The sequence below is a fragment of the Chitinibacter fontanus genome (assembly GCF_013423785.1).
Classification (GTDB): domain Bacteria; phylum Pseudomonadota; class Gammaproteobacteria; order Burkholderiales; family Chitinibacteraceae; genus Chitinibacter; species Chitinibacter fontanus.
The window spans coordinates 1,828,190-1,847,596 of sequence record NZ_CP058952.1 but is presented as its reverse complement, the minus strand read 5'-3'; the positions used below and the strand labels follow the sequence as shown (position 1 = coordinate 1,847,596).

Here is a 19,407-nt window from a genome sequence, read left to right as displayed (position 1 = left end):
GCCGCAAAGCGGCCAAATCTGCGACAATACGCGATTAGCCCGTTTTGTTGTTGCCATGAATTCTGCTCACGCCTCAGTCAAGCCCATTTACGAACTACCCGCCGGTGTAACACCGCGCAAGCCTGCACCTTTCCTGCCGATGAGCCGCAAGGAAATGGATCAGCTCGGCTGGGATGAGTGCGACATCATCATTGTGACGGGCGACGCGTATATCGATCACCCGAGTTTTGGCATGGCGCTGCTCGGGCGTTTACTCGAGGCGCAAGGCTTTCGCGTCGGCATCATCAGCCAGCCGGATTGGACTTCGGCCGAAGATTTCAAGCAACTGGGCAAACCGCGACTGTATTTCGGCGTCACCGCCGGCAATATGGATTCGATGATCAACCGCTACACCGCGGATAAAAAGCCGCGTTCGGACGATGCGTATACTGCCGGTGGCATGGCGGGCAAACGCCCTGATCGCGCGCTGAATGTATATTGCCAACGCTGCCGCGAAGCGTATCCGGGCGTACAGATTATGGCCGGTGGTATTGAGGCCAGCTTGCGCCGCATTGCGCAGTACGATTACTGGAGCGACAAAATCCGCCAGTCGGCGCTGATTTATTCCAAAGCCGATTTACTGCTGTTTGGTAATGCCGAGCGCGCGCTGGTTGAAGTGACGCAACGCGTGGCGGCCGGTGAAAAAATGAGCGAAATCCGCGATGTGCGCGGCACGGCTTTTTTGGCGCCGCATGGCTGGATGCCCGAAGGTTGGGTTGAGCTAGACTCATCTGTCGTTGATATTCCGGGCAAAATTGATCCGCATATCAACCCGTATGCCGATGAAAGCGAACGCCAGCAAGCTAATCAGAGCGATACCCCTGCTGATGGCGTGCAGGCCATCAAAATTGTTTCACGTGAAGCGCGCCTGGCCGCGCGCCGCGAAGTACGTGGCCGCACGGTGATTCGGATTCCATCGTTTGAAACCGTCACCTACGATCCGGTTAGCTACGCGCACGCCAGCCGCACGCTGCATTTGGAATCCAACCCCGGCAACGCACGGGCGTTAGTGCAGCAACACGGCGAGCGCGATGTGTGGATGAACCCACCGCCGATTCCGCTTGAAACCGCGGAGATGGATTATGCGTTTGACCAGTATTTCGCACGCAATCCGCACCCAAGCTACGGCGAACAGGTGATTCCGGCGTGGGACATGATCCGTTTCTCGATCAATATCATGCGCGGCTGTTTTGGCGGCTGTACCTTCTGTTCGATCACCGAGCACGAAGGCCGGATTATCCAAAGCCGTTCGGAAGGCTCGATCCTGCGCGAGATCGAAGAAATCCGCGACAAGACCGAAGGCTTTACCGGCCACATTTCTGACCTTGGCGGGCCAACCGCGAATATGTATCGCCTCGCGTGCAAAGACCCAAAAATCGAACGCTCTTGTCGCCGTTTAAGCTGCGTGTATCCGGGCATTTGTGAAAACCTGAATACCGACCACAGCAGTCTGATTCAGCTCTACCGCAAGGCGCGCAAAATTGATGGCGTGAAAAAAATCACCATCGGCTCAGGATTGCGTTACGACTTGGCCGTCGAATCACCTGAATACGTCAAAGAGCTGGTTACGCACCACGTGTCGGGCTATTTGAAAATCGCTCCGGAGCACACCGAAGAAGGCCCATTGTCGAAGATGATGAAGCCCGGCATCGGCACCTTCGAGCGGTTTAAAGATATGTTTGATCACTACAGCAAGCTCGCGGGCAAAAAGCAGTATTTGATCCCCTACTTCATCGCCGCACACCCGGGCACTAGCGACGAAGACATGCTGAACTTGGCGCTGTGGCTGAAGAAAAATAACTTCCGCCCCGACCAAGTGCAAGCGTTTACGCCAACGCCGATGGCAATGGCCACTACGATGTGGCATACCAAACGCAATCCGCTCAAACGCATCGCGCGCAGCTCGGAAAAAGTCGACATTATCAAAGACGAAAAACGCCGCCGGATTCACAAAGCGTTCTTGCGCTATCACGACCCGAAAAACTGGCCAATCTTGCGCGAAGCACTGATCAGCATGGGCCGCGCCGATTTAATCGGCACCGGGCCCAAACAATTGATTCCGCCCGAATCGGCGGCTGAAAAAACCATGCAAGCACCGAAGGGCAACGCGCGCGGCGGCGGCGGGCCGGGCTCAGTCGGCAAGATACCTAACCGGGGTAAGTCCCCACAGGGCAGCACCAGAAATGCAACTGGCGCAATACCACGTGGTAAGCCTACTGGCCATACAGGCAGTGCGAAACCGCTGGGCAGTAAACCCGTAGGCGCTCGAAGTCACAGCGGGAAAGCCACAGCAATGACTAAAAAGCCACGCTAAATAAAAAAGCCCCGTCTGATACGGGGCTTTTTTGTGGCACGCAGAAACAACTTAATTGCGGCTTGGATTGATTTTGAAGATCCGTACAATTGGCGCGCTACTATTTGGGCCGAACCAGCGAGTAAAGATGGCTTGTGCCTCACCGGTGTTTTCCATATCAACCAAAGCATTATTAATGGCGGTTTGCAGCGTCTTTTCGCCCTTAGGGATGCCGACCGAGTACACTTCCAGCGCAAGTGCAAAATCGCTCAAGGCATATTTGCTGCGTTGCGGCTCAGGTAGTTTATTGAGTGCCAAGGCCAATACGGGTGCATCATCGACCACACCTTCTACAATATCCGCGTTCAGCGCCTTAATAGTTTCCGGTACATCATCAAACTCGGCCACCTTGGTTTTTGGGAAGCTCTGACGCAATATTTTGGCACCGGTCGAGGCATTAACCGCAGAAAGATAGGCACCAGCCAAATCTTTATCCGATTTAAAACGGCCTTTCTTGGCCAGAATTCGCGTGTCGGTCACAAAATAACCCACACTGAAATCAATTTCTTTTTCCCGCTCTGGCGTGCGGGATAACACTGCCACCACAATATCGGCCTTGCCTTGCTTTAACCATGGCAAGCGATCATTCGATTCCAATGTTTTGAAAATGGGTTTTACATTCAGGCGCTTGGCGATGCCAAGCGCAAACTCAATGTCATACCCTTTTAGCGCGCGGGTTTGTGGATCAAGCTGCGAAAAAGGCGGCGATGAATCACGCACACCAATTACAATCGAGCCATTACGCTGGATCGATTCCAGCGACGCGGCCGCGGCCATGGTGGCTGTACTCAGTAGGGCCACCGCAATCATGGTACGCAACATCCTCTTCCCCTTTCAGGCGTCATATAGTTTTACTTTAGCTGCTCTAAGACGGCCTGCACGGCAATTTGCACCGTACTCAACCGTGTAGCGCTGGCAGTGTAGGCGAAATAATGACATTAGCCTGTTAGGGAAAAAGCTCAGCCCAGCCATCAGCTGGGCCAAATATATGGACTACAGCACCAGCGTTTCGGGCTGCGCCAAGACGTAAGTTTGCAGATGGGCGCGGTAACGACAGAAATCCGCGTCAATATTAGGGGCTTTGATGACGTCATTGCACATGAACGTTGGTAGCGGTGTCATGCCTAAAAACTGGTTGGCTTTGTGTACTGGGAAGTACACAGCATCGACACCGCGACCTTCAAAAAACTGCCCTGGTACACTGAATGCCTCAACTGGCGCATTCCACGTCACCGACAACATATATTGCTTACCTTGCAGCAAGCCGCCCGAACCATAATGGCGCCCTGGATTAGTACGCGAGCGCCCGTCATTGGCATACAGCTTGCCATGACCGTGGGTAAATACTTCATCAAAATATTTTTTAAGCGTCCAAGGCGGCCCCATCCACCATGCGGGCATTTGGTAAATAATCAGATCGGCAGCCAGAATCTTAGCGACTTCTTCATCCAGATCGTAACCCGCTTCCAGTTGGGTCAGCGCTACTTCATGACCTTGCTCCAGCAAAGTTTGCTGTGCCAGCAGGGTTAATGAGTCATTAAGTCGTCCTGCTGAATGCGCCATTTCTTTTGCCGCATTGATGATTAGAATATTGGACATCTCAGGCCCCTTAGTCGATTGAATGCAAACAGCATATCGATTCGGGGTGAGAAAACGTAGTAAATATCCCCATTATGGCGGTGTAATTATCACCACTGGGCAAATCTGGCCGAAGGGGGAAAAGCACGGCGCAATACCTGCACCAGTATTGCCTTGTAATCACCGCTGAGTAATATGGCCAAGGCTATACCCCTAGTCTTGAAAGAAGCTACTCGGCGCAATACCGAATTGTCGTTTGAACATGGCGCTGAAGGCACTCGGGCTGCTATAACCGCAATCGAGCGCGACATCCAGCACTCGCTCTCCCAGTGCAAGGCGTTCCAAAGCATTAAGCAAACGAGCTTGGCGACGCCAGTCACCCAAGGTCATCCCAGTGGCTTTGGCAAACCGTCGCTGGAGCGTACGCGCATCAACGCCTACCTCCGCCGCCCAATCTTCGGTCGTGCGGCTATCATCTGGCGCGGCGAGCAAGGCTCGGCCAATATGGGCCAGCAGCGGGTCATTTGGCATTGGCAATTGCAGTGGCAGCGTTTCCAGCGTTTTCACCTCATTGAGTAAGAGCTGGGCGATAAGCTGACTGCGGGGCGGAATCGGCTGCTCTTGGTAATCGATGTTAATGGCCGCCAAAATCAATTCACGCATCAACGGTGTAATCGCGAGTACACAACAATGCTCAGGTAACCCACCAATCGCATCGGGGCGTACATATATCGAGCGGACTTCAACGTGACCAATCATTAACACTTCATGCCATACCCCAGGTGGCACCCAGATCCCGCGATTGGGCGGCACGATCCACTGCCCCAGCGGGGTAATGACCCGCATCACACCACTAATCGCGTAGAGCAATTGCGTCACCTCGTGCCAGTGGCGCGGCGTCATGGAGCCGGGCTGGTGGTCGGCGGCCTTGCCGTGTAATAGCGCCCCCTGCATATCACGCAATGGGCCAACTCGTTCAACTAGCATGTCGTTTTCTCGATAGTAGATGCCGGATTTGCGTCAGACAGGCATAGCTTAACGCCATAAGATGAGCTTGTCTTGCGCTAGACGCCGATCAAATTACACAGGAGCATCCACCATGAGTACCGCCGCCACCGTGCGGGCCGCAGTTAGCGATGCAGCCCAGCGCACTCAATATCGCGTGCTAGCTGCCATTAGCTGCGCGCATTTTCTGAATGACATGATGCAATCGCTGATTCTGGCCTTGTATCCGCTGCTCAAAGGCACCTATCACCTGAGTTTTACCCAGCTGGGTTTGCTCACGCTCACCTATCAGTTGGCGGCCTCGATCTTGCAACCGCTAGTTGGGCAATTTACCGATCGCCGCCCGCAACAGCATGCCCTTGTGCTGGGGATGGGTTTTACTTTATCGGGCTTGCTGCTGCTATCGCAAGCCAATACCTTCCCTCTCCTTCTGCTGGCTGCCGCCTTAGTGGGCACGGGTTCATCCATTTTTCACCCTGAAGCATCGCGGATTGCCCGACTGGCTTCAGGCGGGCAGCATGGCTTAGCACAATCCTTATTTCAGGTGGGCGGCAATGCCGGTAGTGCTTGCGGGCCACTGCTGGCCGCGCTGATTGTGATTCCATTGGGGCAAGCTAGCCTAGCTTGGTTCTCGGTGGCGGCCTTAGTGGCCATGGGCGTGTTACGCTGGATTAGCCAGTGGTTTGCCAATCAACAGCCACGCAGCAGTCACAAAAGCAGCCATCACAGCGCACCGTTTTCTCGCCCCAAAACCATGTGGGTAATGGCGGTACTGCTTACCTTGCTGATGACCAAATTTGTCTACATGGCCAGCTTTCAAAGCTACTACACGTTTTACCTAATCGAGCGCTTTGCACTGGCACCACAACAAGCACAATTATTGTTGTTTGTGTTTCTGTTTGCCGTCGCGTTAGGCACCTTGCTGGGCGGGCCAATTGGCGATCGCATCGGGCGCAAGGCAGTCATCTGGTTTTCGATTCTGGGTGCCGCACCATTTGCCATGTTGCTGCCCTATGTTGGCTTAATGGGCACCGTCGCGCTGAGTTTTATCGTGGGCTTGATTATGTCCTCGGCCTTCTCGGCCATGTTGGTCTACGCGCAAGATTTATTGCCGGGTAAAGTTGGCACAGTCGCAGGCCTGTTCTTTGGTTTGGCGTTTGGGATTGCCGGTCTGGGTGCCGCATTAGTGGGGCGCATGACCGATCACTACGGCATTGTGAATGTGTATCAAGTCTTGGCCTACCTGCCTTTACTGGGCATCGTGGCAGGGCTGCTACCCAAAATTAAACATTAATGCACTAAATGCGGGCTTGGCCCGCATTTAGTGCAGAAACGACCGCTCTGCGCCATATCAAGCGGCAACTACGCCTGCATGCGATAATTGCCGCTTCTCGTTACCTAAAGCCAAGCCATTTCAAATACTTGCCAAGGTATTTAACCCCAAGCCAGTATATGATTTGGTTAGCGTGCAATACCCCATGAGCAAACCTAATTACTGCCAACTTACCGAGCAACATCGCCGACAAGCGTATCAAGCGGTTAATGACATTGTCCGTATTGCGATCGGCCATACGCAAGATGAAGCGGCACTGATTATTTATGATACCGAATGCCCGTTGGCACCATTACTGGCAGAGGCGTATCAGGCGACCTTACCGCAAGCTCAGGTGATCGAAATCAGCAGCGTAGATAACGAAACCGTAATGGCGGCATTTGCCGCCCAAGCGGCGGGCACGCTGATTGTACTAATTCAATCGACGCACTTCCGGCTGGATGCTTATCGTTTGCGGGTACAGTTGTTTGCGCAGGGTTTGAAAGTCATTGAACATGTGCATCTATCGCGCATGATCAATGACGAGGCCCCGCATTATATTGCTTCACTAGCGTACGACGCCGACTACTACCGCGGAACTGGCACCGCGCTTCAAGCCAAGATTGCTGGCGCACCTGACGCCAAACTCATCAGCGGCCGCGGCGATGTGCTGCACTATGCCTGCCCGCTAGAGCCCGCCAAACTTAATGTGGGTGATTATCGCGCACTTAAAAATATCGGCGGGCAGTTTCCGATTGGCGAAGTCTTTACCGAGGCCGTCGATCTAACTGCAGTACACGGTCGGGCACAGATCTATGTTTTTGGCGACACCACTTTTCATTGCAATTTCCCGCCGGAGCCAATCACGATCGTGGTAGACGGCGGCCGTATTACCGACGTAGAGAACAGTACACCGGAGTTTGACGCTGTACTGGCACGAATTCGCGAGGTGGAAGGTGAAGTTTGGCTACGAGAATTGGGCTTAGGGCTAAACCGTGCTTTTGATCGCCAGCGCACCGTTAGTGACATTGGTACTTACGAGCGCTTATGCGGTGTGCACCTTTCACTGGGCGCCAAGCATGGTAGCTACAACAAGCCGCAATTCAAACGTAAAGACACCCGCTTTCATATTGATGTATTTATCGATGTCGATGGCGGAGTCATGCTCGGTACCGACAATGTTTACCACGCAGGCCGCTGGCAGCTAGCCCCCTGCAATGCTGCCAATAGTCAGCTCACTACTGCCGCTAAACTGTAGCAAATCAGCAAAGCCCAAAATCCCAGCCATACTGTAGCCAGCGGGTGCCAGCTTACGGCACCCAAGATATTAATCTGGCGAGGAAGGGTTTACTTTGGATACGGCGCTCAGACGAATCGACCGGATTTCCCGTGATCATCCCCATTTAGCGTTCAAGCTAGCGATTCACTTTGCCGATCAGGCTGAGCAAAGTGGTCGCAGCGATTTATTGCTCGATAGCTGCTATGTGCGCTATCTAATCCACGAACGGCGCGGCGAAACCAATCTGATTGCCAATGAGATCGAGGCCGGAATCCAACAAGCCCATCAGTTAGGATTAACCGCCCAAGGGGCGCGTTTATTACAGGCACGTGGACGAATTGCACAAATAGAAGGCCGCTACCAACAAGCCATTGAGGCCTGGATGCAAGCTTTGGAGCTCGCCCACGTTTGTGAAGATTATGCCACCGCCGTGGAAGCCCGCATTGGCTTAGCTCAAGCCAATACCGAGCTTAAAAACCCTGACGAGGGCTATCGCTATTTACTGGCTGCCAAATCCGACGTTGAACATTCTGGCGATGATTATCTCGCTGCCAAATACGCCATCAATCTGGGAGTCAGTGCGATTCAATACGAGCAGTGGGATCGCGCATTAAGCTATTTTCAAACTGGTTTGCACTATTCAATTCAAGGTCATATTCGCGAATACATTGCTGAATCCTACTGGCACCTAGGTCACACTGAAATGGAGCTGGGGCAACTACCGATTGCAGAGCAGCATTTAGCTCAAGCGATAGAGCTAGCGCAAAAATTTCATTATCTGTGGTTAGAAAGCGTATGCCTCGATTCACAGGCCGAGTTATATCAACGGCAAAATAATCCCCGCGCGGAAATCGAATGTCTTTGTCGGGCGTATCGCCTTGCCGAACAAACCGGCTCACTCGCCCGCCAGCTGGATTACGCGATTGACCTTGTCGATGCCAACGAGCGAGAAGGGCAATTTGCTGCCGCATTGCATTGGATGCACATCGAACGGCGGCTCAATACCGAACATTTTCGCCGCAGCCTGGAGCCAGTACATCGCAATATGAAAGCACTGGATATCTCTGAACAAGATGCCCATGAACAATTACTCACGCTGTCTTTACAAGACGATGTGGGGCTTGCACCACTACTCGCCAAGGCCAAACCATTACTAAATGTAGATTGGTTGGGCTTATGGTTTAGCAATCCTTATCTCGATAGCGGCGAACTGGCCGCTGAAGCACCCCCTAGCCAAAATACTGCGCGGCTAATCACCCGGAGTGAATTTCCCGCCAGCCATCGCTTGCTCAATCAACTACTCAGCCCGCTCCCCTTATCGCGCGCCACCTTGCATGAAGCCGCCAGCGAATTTGCCCGTTTATTGGGACATCCGATTTCATCGCTAATGTTTGTGCCAATCCGGCAAGCCAATCGCATCGGCTTACTGCTATTGAGTAATGGTCAGGGCGAAGGACATCACAACTGGTCGCGTGACGATGTATTTCGTGCCAGCCTATTGCAGCAGTTAATCGAGCGCTGGCTGGCTAATGAGGAACGGCAACAATTACAACAAGAAATCGAACGTGGCGAACGAGTCAGTGCTTTGGGCTCGCTGGTTGCAGCGGTCGCCCACGATCTGAATACCCCAACCGGCATCTGCATCACTACGGCCAGCATTTTGGAAAACAATGTCGCCGAGCTGAATGCACAGTTTGAATCCGGCAAAATGGCCAAATCGACGCTAGCGAGCTTCATCGAGCAACAAAGCTCAGCCTGCGACACCATCAATCGCAATTTGCAACGTATCGTTAGCCTGATCGAACGCTTTCGCGATATTCCAAAACAGCAGTATTCCGATCACTGGCAAATGGTTAATCTGGCACAATTAATCAGCGGCTTAAGCCATGAACAAGCGCATTTATTTGCCAAACAAACAATCCAAATCCAGCTACAAGGTGATGACCGCTTACACACCGCAGTGCCCATCATGACCTTGGCACAGATCATCACTCAATTGTTTGAAAATGCCGCCAAACATGCCTTTATTGGCCGGCCAACCGGTACCATCACGCTGGCTTGGGCACGCAAGGCGCAGCAGATTCAATTGAGCTATCAAGATAATGGCTTGGGGATGCCAGCGGATTTGGTCCGGAAAATTTTTGACCCGTTTTTCACCTCGAAATTTGGGCAAGGAACCAATGGTTTGGGGATGACTCGCGTGTATCAATTAATCACCCAACAGATGCATGGTACGGTACGTGTCGAGAGTGAAATGGGGCAGGGGCTAAGTATCAATCTAAGTTGGCCAGAACCCGATAAAACCGAAATTAAGCCGGAATATAGCTGAAATTCACGCATTTTGACTGAAACTACGGAAATACCCGACTGGCAAGCTCGGCTATTTGCCGTATGCTGCCATTTTTTCAGAAGGGGTAGTCGCATGCCAAAACGCCATACTTGGCTAGAGGATGCTCAAGGTCTGTTCTCAGGCGTATTGTTGATGGCACTGGCGATTCAGTTTTTCAAACATGCCGGTTTACTCACCGGCGGGGTGACTGGTTTAGCATTTTTACTGCACTACGCAACGCATTGGGCCTATGGGCTGATTTTCTTTGCCATCAGTATCCCATTTTACGTTTTCGCCTATCGGGTCTTAGGGCGCGAATTCACCTTAAAAACATTCTGTTGTATTGCGCTTTTGTCACTACTCGCCGATTGGCTGCCGCGCTGGATTAGTTTTGCCCAGCTGGATCCCTTATTTGCCAGCGTGATTGGTGGACTGCTTGCTGGCGTGGGTATTTTGATGTTGATTCGCCATAAAGCCAGTTTAGGCGGCGTAACCGTACTAGCCTTATTTACCCAACAACGTTTCGGTTGGCGTGCCGGACATGTGCAACTGGGGTTTGACCTTGCCATTCTGGCCTGCGGGATGGCCATGGTTAGTGGCCCAAAGTTGCTGTACTCAATTATTGGTGCACTGGCACTCAATCTGGTGATTGCAATCAATCACCGCCCTGGCCGTTATATGGGTATGTAAATCACCGGCCGGCCTATACCCAATAAAGGTATGCAGCCAAAACCCAATATTTTCGGAATTAAAGCCAATATACCCATCGAATTATTAGCATCCATAGCTCAAACATCTGCTGCGCGTAGGTTTTAGCTACGTCATTTCGCCACTCGTCAGCTTGCTAGCCAATGCCAATAAGCCATACCAGTGTACGGTATAGCAAGGCAAACCCAATCGCTAAAATCACCGCCTAGGCTATACCCCGATCGGGGGTAAAACGCTAATTTTTGATGCGCAAAATCATCTATGACAAGCAGATTTGCATGGTCTTTACTCAAACCATAAATCAAAAAAAATTGATCCGAGGACATGAAAATGCAGCTATCGATGAAAATGTGCGCACTCCCCATCCTCGCAGGGATGGTCTGCCTACTCTCGTTTGGTATTTTAAGCAGCCTGTTAGGGGCCGAGTTTCAAACCATCTTATTGGCCTTGCTGCCAATAGGCTGGATGTTGATTATTGCGGGTATTTATATTGGTCTGATGTACCTCAGCCAAGTCACGATCCAGCCGATACGCTTTAAACAACATCGACATTAATTATGCCGTGCCCTAGTCAAACAGCCGCCCAGTAAGGCGGCTGTTGCTTTTATTACTCGGCAATCACCCTATTTGCATACATTTTGACGCAACGCATAATCAAACCTTGTTCCAGCCTTGCTATGCACTATTCTGAATAGCAAATCGTCCCCCTATCTTTGGATCTGCGCTATGAAAATCTCGCAAAAATTAATGGCCCTAATTGCCTTGGCCGCACTCGCAATCGTCCTGCTTACCGCAGTGAACTACAGCAAATTTCAAGATGTTCAAATGCGTTCACAAGAAATTAGCGACGATGCGGTACCTTCAGTCGTGCTAATTGGTGAAATCAGCCTAGGTTTTGCCACCGCTCGCCGTGATGTGCTGGGTCACATCATTGAAACCGACACCGAGAAAATGAAGGTTATTGAAGCACAGCTGAACGAAGAAATCACTCAAGTACACACCAAGATTGATGCCTACCGTAAATATGCGGGTAGCGACGCAGGGAAACAAAACATTGCCGAGCTAGAAAAACAATTAGCTACATGGGAAAGCAGCATCAAAGAGGTGATCCACCTTTCGAATGGCGGTAGCCAAGACGCAGCACAAGAAGTTGTTCGCAATAAAGTAACCCCAATTGCAATGAAAGTGTTTGAGCAGCTCAACATTGCAACTAAGCGTAATCTAGAAGGAACCGATGCGGCCAAAGCCGCCATTAACAACTCAATTTCAGCCGCCATCAGTATTTCAGTCGGGCTAGGAATTGCACTAATCATTGCCATCATTGTGATCGGTTTGTTCATTGCTCGCAGCATTACCAACCCGCTCAATGAAATGCGCAGCTTCGTGGTACAACTCGGTAATGACTACGATTTCACTCGCCGCCTGCGGATTCAAAACCGCGATGAAATCGGCGAATCACTGACCGCCCTGAATGGCCTGATTGATACCCTGCAAAATAGTCTGAAACAGCTAAGCCGCATTGGCCGCGATGTCACCGGCACCGCCACGGGCCTCTCCACTGCCAGCCACCAGCTTTCCGCAACTTCACAAGATGTCAGCAGCGCAGCATCGAGCATGGCCGCGGGGTTGAAGAAGTGACCGTCAGCATTAGCCACGTCGCCGATCGTGCCGGTGAATGCGATCGCACCGCACGCGAAGCTGGTCATATGGCAGCCACAGGCGGCTCGGTCATTGAAAGCACCATCACCAGCATTAATCAAATTGCGGATGATGTGCGCAATTCTGCTCAGCAAATTGAATCATTGAAAGAGCGCACCGCCAGCATTAATGCCGTAGTGAATGTGATTAAAGAAATTGCCGATCAAACCAACTTACTGGCGCTTAATGCAGCCATTGAAGCGGCTCGCGCTGGCGAGCTTGGGCGTGGTTTTGCGGTGGTGGCGGACGAAGTGCGCAAACTAGCCGAACGCACCGGCTCTTCAACGCAAGAAATTATTGGCACCGTGAGTGCCATTCAAAATGAAGCGAATGCCACGGTTCACACCATGCAGCAAACCGTACGCCGCGTAGATCTGGGTGTGGAGCAAGCACATGAAGCCAGCGATGCGATTAGCAAAATTCGGCATAACGCCGATCTGGTAGTCGATCAGGTTAGTGAAATTACTAGTTCAATGCGCGAACAAAGCTCGGCTAGTTCGATGATGGCGCAGCAAGTTGAGCGGGTAGCGCAAATGTCGGAAGAAAGTAGTTCAGTCGCGCAGAACACGGCCTCTGAAGGTGCGCGCTTACGGCAACTTAGTCAGGAACTCGATGCGGCGATTACCCGCTACCGCGTCTAAGCGGCCCAATACCTTGCCGCAACAATGCGGCAAGGTATTGGGGAATCAGATTATTCCCCACAACGGCAGTGCGTTTTAAGGTGATTCTTTGTCGTAAGGAAAAGCCGAGATGAGCCAATACGCTGCCGATTATTTGCATAAAGTCATTGCGCTGATCACGCGCGTACACGACGAACAACTCCCCCAACTCAACCAAGCAGCGGTGCATATTGCCGATACCTTGCAGGCCGGTGGCTTGCTGCATGTCTTTGGCAGCGGCCACTCGCAGCTATTGGCCGCCGAGTTGTTCTACCGCGCTGGTGGCTTAGTGCCCGTCAATGCCATCCTCGACTTACCACTCTCTGTGATGCAAGCGGCACGCCGCTCAACCTGGCTAGAACGTGTGCCTGGCTATGCGGCCCAACTATTGCAGGACGAGCCAGTTCGGGCAGGGGATACCCTCATCGTTATTTCCAACTCGGGCCGCAATGCAGTACCGATTGAAATGGCACTGGCGGCGAAAGCACAAGGTGCCACCGTCATTGCCCTGACCTCGCTGAGTTTTTCCCAAAGCATTAGCTCACGGCATAGCAGCGGGCAACGCTTGTTTGAAGTGGCCGATTTGGTGCTCGATAATTACGGCGTTGATGGTGATGCGCTGGTGGCAGTACCCGGTTGTCCGGTTAAAGTGTCGGCCTCATCCACCGCCGTCGGCAGTGCCTTACTGCAAGCCGTGGCTGCCGCTACCGTGGCCGAGCTCGCCGCCCGAGGCATCGAAGCCCCGGTCTGGCAAAGCGCGAATGGCGATGAAGGTGAGGCTCGCAATGCCGCACATTGGCAAGCCATGCATCAGCGTATAAAGCGCTTATAAGCAGCGCGCTTAACTGGCCTCAATTTGGAATATCGGTATGAACTGGCTGTATCTGGCAATTGCCATTATTGCCGAAGTCATCGCGACTTCGGCGCTCAAAGCCACGGCAGGGTTTAGTCGTTTGCTTCCCTCGCTGCTGGTCGTGGCGGGCTATGGCACCGCATTTTATTTCTTATCACTCACCTTGCGCAGTATTCCGCTCGGGATTGCCTATGCCTTATGGTCAGGAGCAGGAATTGTCTTGGTCAGTATGGTGGGGTGGTTTTTTTATCGCCAGCAACTTGATTGGCCTGCGCTGCTGGGCATTGCACTGATTATCAGCGGTGTACTGGTGATTAATTTGTTTTCCCAATCAGCGGGGCACTAATCACCCCATTTGTGAGCCGCGATGACATAAAAAAACCCCGCCATGCGGGGTCTTTTTATGGGTATTGCCATATAAGCCAATTTAAAATTAGCCTACAAGCCAATACTCCATCACCGTTTCTCACTATGCACCGGTGCCTCATTGGCATCTGCAAAGCTCATTTCATGGTTTTTCACAAAACGAGTTTTGTATTTCCAACGATAACCAAACCAGATGGCAAAGAACATTGGAATACCGATATAGGTGGCAATAACGCCGATCCAATCAATATTTCCAGCCATAAATGCCTGATAGTTCTGCCCCAGCATCACCAGCAAACACAAGGCAAAGGCAAACAATGGCCCGTACGGGAAAAACGGCGATTGGTACGGCAATTCTTCCAATGAATGCCCTTGTGCCAAAAAGCCTTGGCGGAATCGGTAGTGGCTGATTGCGATCCCTAGCCAGGCGATAAAGCCGGTCATCCCCGACATATTCAGCAGCCACAAATACACCGTTTTATCTTCACCCAAGGCGGTTAAAAAGCACAACATTCCGACTGCTGTCGTCGCGTACAGCGCATTACGCGGCACGCCGTTATCCGCCAACTTAGCAAATACTTTGGGCGCCAAACCCTGCGCAGCCAAGGTGTAAAGCATCCGCGTTGACGCGTACATCCCCGAGTTACCGGCCGAAATAATCGCCGTCAAAATCACGGCATTCATCAATGCGGCCGCAAATGCTAAACCCGCATTTTGGAATACCAAGGTAAACGGGCTGACGCCAATATCGGCAATATCGTTCTTCAACAGATGCGGATCGGTATAGGGAATCAACATACCAATCAGGAAAATAGCGATCACATAAAACAGCAGGATACGCCAAAACACTTGGCGAATCGCACGGGGAATCGCGCGGTGCGGGTTTTCCGCTTCGCCCGCAGCCACACCGATCAGCTCAGTGCCTTGAAAAGAAAAACCGGCCACCATCATCACACCAATCATGGCGGGCAAACCACCCACAAATGGTGCATCACCAGTAGTGAAGTTATGCCAGCCCGCTTGTTCACCACCGTGCATGATGCCAGCCACCATCAGTAGGCCGGTGACAATAAACACAATCACCGTCACCACTTTGATCAGTGAGCACCAAAACTCAGCCTCGCCAAAGCCACGCACCGAAATGTAATTGAGTGCGAACATCACCGCCAGAAAACCTGCACTCCAATAAATGCCGGGCACATCCGGAAACCAGAACGCCATAATCAATTGCGCCGCCACCAATTCAACGGCAATCGTCACCGCCCAGTTGTACCAATAGTTCCAACCCAGCGCAAAACCAAAGCCAGGGTCAACAAAGCGCGCGCCATAGGTGGCAAACGAGCCAGAGACCGGCATATATGCTGCCAGCTCACCCAGACTGGTCATCAAGAAATACACCATCAAACCAATCAGCAAATACCCTGCCATTGCACCGCCCGGCCCCGCCTGGGCAATGGTCGCGCCCGAGGCGACAAACAGCCCAGTACCGATCGAACCACCAATCGCAATCATGGAAAGATGGCGCGCTTTTAAATTGCGCCGCAAAGTATTCGGAGGAGAAGTTGTACTCATCGTTTTGCTACATCCAGCGATCTGATTAAAAAATGATCAGTCATGATGCCTGAAAAGGCAAAAACTGTCGTTTGTGGCTATCCCCTAGCTGCGCTTGTAAATCATCCATCGGCTAACTATATTGCAAGCCAAACATAAGCTAGCTCTAGTTAATTGATTCAGCTGAATTTTTGGGGATCAGCATGCCATGTCAGGGTTTTCTGCAGAGCGCTTATTGCAACGCCCTCTGCGCGATCACAATGAGCTGGCTGGCTGCGCCAACTAGTGCCCACGCGGCAATAGCTGATCAGCTCACCATTTATACCGAGCATGATCCACCCTATGTCAGCGTAGACGAGCAAGGCAAAATCGGCGGGCTCACTCAACCCCGGCTGGCACGTTTTTTACAAGCCATTCAATTTCCTGCGCAACAGATCAAGATTCAGCCTTGGGTGCGTGCTTACAAAGAAGCCATGAGCCAACCCAATGTGCTGATCTACCCCATCGCTAAAACCCCCGAGCGCGAAGCAAAGCTGACATTTTTGTATCGCCTCTACGATACCAATGTGAATTTTTACCGACTCAATGAGCGCAACGACATACAAGTGAATAATCTGTATGCCGCCAAACGCTACCGTGTCTGTGCCGTACGAGGAGATTATCGCGCTGAATTTTTGCAACAGAACGGCTTTCCTGCCATCGATCTGGCCCCAGACTCCAGCACCAATCTGAAGAAATTCATCGCCGGACGTTGTGATTTAGCGATTCTGAGCGAAGTGGGTATCAAGGCAAAGCTGACGCAACTCAATGAAAAACCAACCCGTGTTCGCATTGCTTACCCTTTACCTGAGCTAGATAGCAATCTGTATATTGCGATCAACAGCAGCACTAAACCGGATATTCTGCGCCAGCTCAAAAAGATAGCGACATCCATTCAGTAAGCTCAGCTATGAGTCGATTATTATCGGCTTGCCTGACATTAAATAGGACAAATAAATAATTAGACTGACGACTTTATTACTTCACCCCACTTACATATTCGACTATCCTGAAGCAGCTCAGGAAATTGCAAACAAATAAGGTTAGTAAATGCCGTTGGACGTCGTGCCCGCTCTGCTCAGAGCTCAAGCCGCCTTTTTAAGCGAAATGCTGGATAGCTCGGTGTGGGCGCAAGCTTTGCATGATCTGATACTACTTAGCGATAGCCAAACAGGCATACTGGCCGAAATCAGCGAAGCCAATAGCGGTGCTTTGCAAATACTGGCAACGCATCGGCCTGAAGGCTCACTCAAGGGCACTGCAACGTCAGGCATCAAGCTAACCGCAGAACAATGGAAAACCCTGAAGCAGCAGCATTACCTGACACTGCCATCGCTGGCCCAAGAGCATGTTCTGATCAATAGTCCAACGACGGATTCAGGCAGTGCAGCAACCCCCTTACATACTACAATTCTGGCCTTGGAACACAAAGGCAAAGTAAGGGGTATCGCCCTGCTTGCCAGCGCAGAAAAGGCTTTAGATGCAATACATCGCCAAGAATTACAGCCGTTATTGCAAACTATCGCCCAATTGATTTTATTCCAGCGCCGCTGCATCGTGCGCCAAGCGATTGATACTGCCCATGATCGGCAGCAAGCGGCATTACGAACCTTGAATCAGATTAACGCGCTAGCACACCAACAAGAGCACGAGCTGCTGATCGAAGCCTTGTGGCTAGCCTGCCAGTATCTGGAAATGCCATTTGGTGCTATCGGTGAAATTATTGGTGATCAGCACCGAATCGCTGTGCAATACTCACCGAATCAGGAGCTGCAGGAAAACGCCCTGTACGATCTAGAGCAAACCTATAGCAGCATTACCTTGGCGAGTGATGATGTACTGGCCATTCGTAAAATGAGCGAGTCACCATGGGCACAGCACCCATGCTTTGCCCGCTTTGGTCTCGAAACCTATCTGGGCGTAACGATCTGGGTCGAAGGTCAGCGCTATGGTGCGCTCAGCTTTTCGTCCCCCGAGCCACACAATCGTGATTTTGATGCGGTCGATTTTGAATTTATTCACTTGTTGGCCCGCTGGGTTGGCGGTGCGCTGGAGCGGGAAAAAACCAGCAATGAGCGTAATGCGCTGATCGAGCGGTTCCAGAAAATCGGTGAAGAAGTCCCCGGCCTGATTTTTCAAACCCGCATGAATCTGGATGGTAGTAGCAGCTATTTATACGCCAGCGCAGGCATTGAAGCCATTTATGGCTTGCGGGCCGAAGATGTGGCAAATGATGCATCCAGAGTGCTCGGGGCAGTTCATCCCGACGATATGGCCGGGGTTGTTACCAGCTATATGCGAGCACTGGAAACCTTAACGCACTGGGATACCGCCTACCGCGTTAACCACCCAACCAAAGGGTTGATTTGGGTGGAAGGGCACGCCAAACCCGAACGCACGCCGGAAGGCGATACCATCTGGTACGGCATTGCCACCGATGTTACCGAGCATAAAATTGCCCAGCAGCAACTTATGCAGGCCAAGCAAGCCGCCGAAGCGGCCAATCAATCCAAAAGCCTGTTTCTGGCCAATATGAGCCATGAAATTCGCACGCCCATCAATGGTGTGCTGGGGATGACGCGCCTGCTGCTCGATACCGATCTCAGCCCGCAGCAGCGCGAATATGCCGAAACCGTACGCTACAGCGGCGATGTCTTACTTAGCGTGATCAACGATATTTTAGATTTTTCTAAGATCGAAGCGGGCCATCTTGCACTGGAATGTATTGATTTTGAGCTGGCAGCCATCTTGCATGAATTAGGCTCGATGATGGCCTTGCGGATCAGGGAAAAAGACTTATTTTACCGAGCCGATATCGCCCCCGACGTGCCGCCGCGCCTGCGCGGTGACCCCGGCCGACTACGGCAGGTACTGCTCAATCTGATTGGCAATGCCGTGAAGTTTACTGATAGCGGTGGCATTACATTGCAGATCAGCGTACTAACCCAGCAAGCGGAGCAGGTCACGCTGCAAGTGAGCGTCCAAGACAGCGGCATCGGTATTCCTGCCGACAAAATTCCGCATTTGTTTACCCGCTTTTATCAACTGGATGACTCGACCTCCCGCCGTTACGGCGGTACCGGCTTGGGCTTGGCCATTTGCCAACAATTGGTCAGCTTAATGGGCGGTGAAATTAGCGTGCGTAGCATTCCGGACGAGGGCGCCGAATTTATTTTCACACTGCCATTGGGCATTGCGGGGCCCGCCGCCGAGCAAGAGAAACCCAGCACCAGCTCGCTGCATACCGAGCGTAGTTACCGAGTGCTACTGGCCGAAGATAATCCGGTGAATCAGCGCGTAGCAGTACGTATGCTGGAAAACTTGGGCTGCCGCGTCCATACCGCCAATAACGGCCGCCACGCGCTTGCGGCGCTCGCTGGAAACGATTTTGATATTGTTTTTATGGATTTGCAGATGCCCGAAATGGATGGCATTGAAGCTACGCGCGCCATCCGTGCCGGCGAAGCCGACCCGCGCAATACGGATATTGCCATTGTCGCGCTAACCGCCAATGCACTGGCCGATGAAAAAGCCCGCTGTTTTGCCGCAGGAATGAATGACTTTCTGGTCAAACCTATTCAACCCGAAGCATTAGCCGGGGCGCTCAAACAATGGGCTTAAGGCCTCGCACTTCAGCG

16 protein-coding genes are annotated in these 19,407 nt (G+C 52.0%); 12 read left to right on the top strand and 4 right to left on the bottom strand.

Translation table 11 applies throughout. The annotated features are described in order from the left end of the window. Positions 1–55 precede the first annotated feature (55 nt). On the top strand, positions 56–2,353 hold the full coding sequence (locus HZU75_RS08560; RefSeq protein ID WP_180305689.1) for a YgiQ family radical SAM protein: 2,298 nt from the start codon (positions 56–58) through the stop codon (positions 2,351–2,353). A 51-nt stretch (positions 2,354–2,404) separates the two neighbouring features. Here the strand turns inward: HZU75_RS08560 and HZU75_RS08555 are convergent, their stop codons facing one another. The 3 genes from HZU75_RS08555 to HZU75_RS08545 all read right to left on the bottom strand — a co-directional run bounded on the left by HZU75_RS08555 (position 2,405) and on the right by HZU75_RS08545 (position 4,957). Continuing rightward, entirely contained in the window at positions 2,405–3,214 is an 810-nt protein-coding gene (locus tag HZU75_RS08555; RefSeq protein ID WP_180305688.1) for a transporter substrate-binding domain-containing protein, read from the bottom strand. Between the two features lie 171 nt (positions 3,215–3,385). Then, positions 3,386–3,991 carry an NAD(P)H-dependent oxidoreductase gene (locus HZU75_RS08550; protein WP_180305687.1) on the bottom strand — a complete coding sequence of 202 codons (606 nt, stop codon included), beginning with the start codon at positions 3,989–3,991 and terminating at the stop codon, positions 3,386–3,388. A 192-nt stretch (positions 3,992–4,183) separates the two neighbouring features. Further along, positions 4,184–4,957 carry an AraC family transcriptional regulator gene (locus HZU75_RS08545; RefSeq protein WP_180305686.1) on the bottom strand — a complete coding sequence of 258 codons (774 nt, stop codon included), beginning with the start codon at positions 4,955–4,957 and terminating at the stop codon, positions 4,184–4,186. Between the two features lie 112 nt (positions 4,958–5,069). Here HZU75_RS08545 and HZU75_RS08540 point away from each other — a divergent pair, with 112 nt between their 5' ends. From HZU75_RS08540 to HZU75_RS08500, 9 genes are all read left to right on the top strand, one after another. Continuing rightward, positions 5,070–6,269 (top strand): MFS transporter, encoded by a 1,200-nt coding sequence (locus HZU75_RS08540; protein ID WP_180305685.1) that lies wholly within the window; start codon positions 5,070–5,072, stop codon positions 6,267–6,269. 184 nt (positions 6,270–6,453) lie between these two features. Beyond that, positions 6,454–7,545: a hypothetical protein gene (locus HZU75_RS08535; protein WP_180305684.1), complete on the top strand. Its 1,092-nt coding sequence runs from the start codon at positions 6,454–6,456 to the stop codon at positions 7,543–7,545. Between the two features lie 94 nt (positions 7,546–7,639). Further along, a complete protein-coding gene (locus HZU75_RS08530) occupies positions 7,640–9,895 on the top strand; it encodes an ATP-binding protein (protein ID WP_180305683.1) in 2,256 nt (751 codons plus the stop codon). Positions 9,896–9,988: 93 nt separating this feature from the next. Further along, on the top strand, positions 9,989–10,585 hold the full coding sequence (locus HZU75_RS08525) for a YitT family protein (RefSeq protein WP_180305682.1): 597 nt from the start codon (positions 9,989–9,991) through the stop codon (positions 10,583–10,585). Between the two features lie 342 nt (positions 10,586–10,927). Continuing rightward, positions 10,928–11,158: a hypothetical protein gene (locus tag HZU75_RS08520; RefSeq protein WP_180305681.1), complete on the top strand. Its 231-nt coding sequence runs from the start codon at positions 10,928–10,930 to the stop codon at positions 11,156–11,158. 171 nt (positions 11,159–11,329) lie between these two features. Further along, positions 11,330–12,241, top strand: coding sequence for an MCP four helix bundle domain-containing protein (locus tag HZU75_RS08515; protein WP_180305680.1), 912 nt, complete (start codon positions 11,330–11,332; stop codon positions 12,239–12,241). Next, positions 12,238–12,942: a methyl-accepting chemotaxis protein gene (locus HZU75_RS08510; RefSeq protein ID WP_228028005.1), complete on the top strand. Its 705-nt coding sequence runs from the start codon at positions 12,238–12,240 to the stop codon at positions 12,940–12,942. The genes HZU75_RS08515 and HZU75_RS08510 overlap by 4 nt, the downstream gene beginning before the upstream one ends. Before the next feature lie 109 nt (positions 12,943–13,051). Further along, positions 13,052–13,792: a sugar isomerase domain-containing protein gene (locus tag HZU75_RS08505; protein ID WP_180305679.1), complete on the top strand. Its 741-nt coding sequence runs from the start codon at positions 13,052–13,054 to the stop codon at positions 13,790–13,792. Between the two features lie 37 nt (positions 13,793–13,829). Next, on the top strand, positions 13,830–14,159 hold the full coding sequence (locus tag HZU75_RS08500; RefSeq protein ID WP_180305678.1) for a DMT family transporter: 330 nt from the start codon (positions 13,830–13,832) through the stop codon (positions 14,157–14,159). 110 nt (positions 14,160–14,269) lie between these two features. Here HZU75_RS08500 and HZU75_RS08495 read toward each other — a convergent pair whose 3' ends face one another. Next, complete coding sequence (locus HZU75_RS08495; protein ID WP_180305677.1) at positions 14,270–15,751, bottom strand: amino acid permease; 1,482 nt, start codon at positions 15,749–15,751, stop codon at positions 14,270–14,272. Positions 15,752–15,990: 239 nt separating this feature from the next. Between HZU75_RS08495 and HZU75_RS08490 the strand changes: the two genes are divergently transcribed. Together HZU75_RS08490 and HZU75_RS08485 are read left to right on the top strand one after the other, a co-directional pair. After that, complete coding sequence (locus HZU75_RS08490; RefSeq protein ID WP_180305676.1) at positions 15,991–16,671, top strand: substrate-binding periplasmic protein; 681 nt, start codon at positions 15,991–15,993, stop codon at positions 16,669–16,671. 148 nt (positions 16,672–16,819) lie between these two features. Next, positions 16,820–19,390 carry an ATP-binding protein gene (locus HZU75_RS08485; RefSeq protein WP_180305675.1) on the top strand — a complete coding sequence of 857 codons (2,571 nt, stop codon included), beginning with the start codon at positions 16,820–16,822 and terminating at the stop codon, positions 19,388–19,390. The last annotated feature ends 17 nt before the right edge of the window (positions 19,391–19,407 follow it).

What these genes read in the sequence shown, in the direction of transcription:
- HZU75_RS08560 (WP_180305689.1), top strand. Translation starts at nt 56, where the DNA reads ATGAATTCTGCTCACGCCTCAGTCAAGCCCATTTACGAACTACCCGCC.
- HZU75_RS08555 (WP_180305688.1), bottom strand. Translation starts at nt 3,214, where the DNA reads ATGTTGCGTACCATGATTGCGGTGGCCCTACTGAGTACAGCCACCATG.
- HZU75_RS08550 (WP_180305687.1), bottom strand. Translation starts at nt 3,991, where the DNA reads ATGTCCAATATTCTAATCATCAATGCGGCAAAAGAAATGGCGCATTCA.
- HZU75_RS08545 (WP_180305686.1), bottom strand. Translation starts at nt 4,957, where the DNA reads ATGCTAGTTGAACGAGTTGGCCCATTGCGTGATATGCAGGGGGCGCTA.
- HZU75_RS08540 (WP_180305685.1), top strand. Translation starts at nt 5,070, where the DNA reads ATGAGTACCGCCGCCACCGTGCGGGCCGCAGTTAGCGATGCAGCCCAG.
- HZU75_RS08535 (WP_180305684.1), top strand. Translation starts at nt 6,454, where the DNA reads ATGAGCAAACCTAATTACTGCCAACTTACCGAGCAACATCGCCGACAA.
- HZU75_RS08525 (WP_180305682.1), top strand. Translation starts at nt 9,989, where the DNA reads ATGCCAAAACGCCATACTTGGCTAGAGGATGCTCAAGGTCTGTTCTCA.
- HZU75_RS08520 (WP_180305681.1), top strand. Translation starts at nt 10,928, where the DNA reads ATGAAAATGCAGCTATCGATGAAAATGTGCGCACTCCCCATCCTCGCA.
- HZU75_RS08515 (WP_180305680.1), top strand. Translation starts at nt 11,330, where the DNA reads ATGAAAATCTCGCAAAAATTAATGGCCCTAATTGCCTTGGCCGCACTC.
- HZU75_RS08505 (WP_180305679.1), top strand. Translation starts at nt 13,052, where the DNA reads ATGAGCCAATACGCTGCCGATTATTTGCATAAAGTCATTGCGCTGATC.
- HZU75_RS08500 (WP_180305678.1), top strand. Translation starts at nt 13,830, where the DNA reads ATGAACTGGCTGTATCTGGCAATTGCCATTATTGCCGAAGTCATCGCG.
- HZU75_RS08495 (WP_180305677.1), bottom strand. Translation starts at nt 15,751, where the DNA reads ATGAGTACAACTTCTCCTCCGAATACTTTGCGGCGCAATTTAAAAGCG.
- HZU75_RS08490 (WP_180305676.1), top strand. Translation starts at nt 15,991, where the DNA reads ATGAGCTGGCTGGCTGCGCCAACTAGTGCCCACGCGGCAATAGCTGAT.
- HZU75_RS08485 (WP_180305675.1), top strand. Translation starts at nt 16,820, where the DNA reads ATGCCGTTGGACGTCGTGCCCGCTCTGCTCAGAGCTCAAGCCGCCTTT.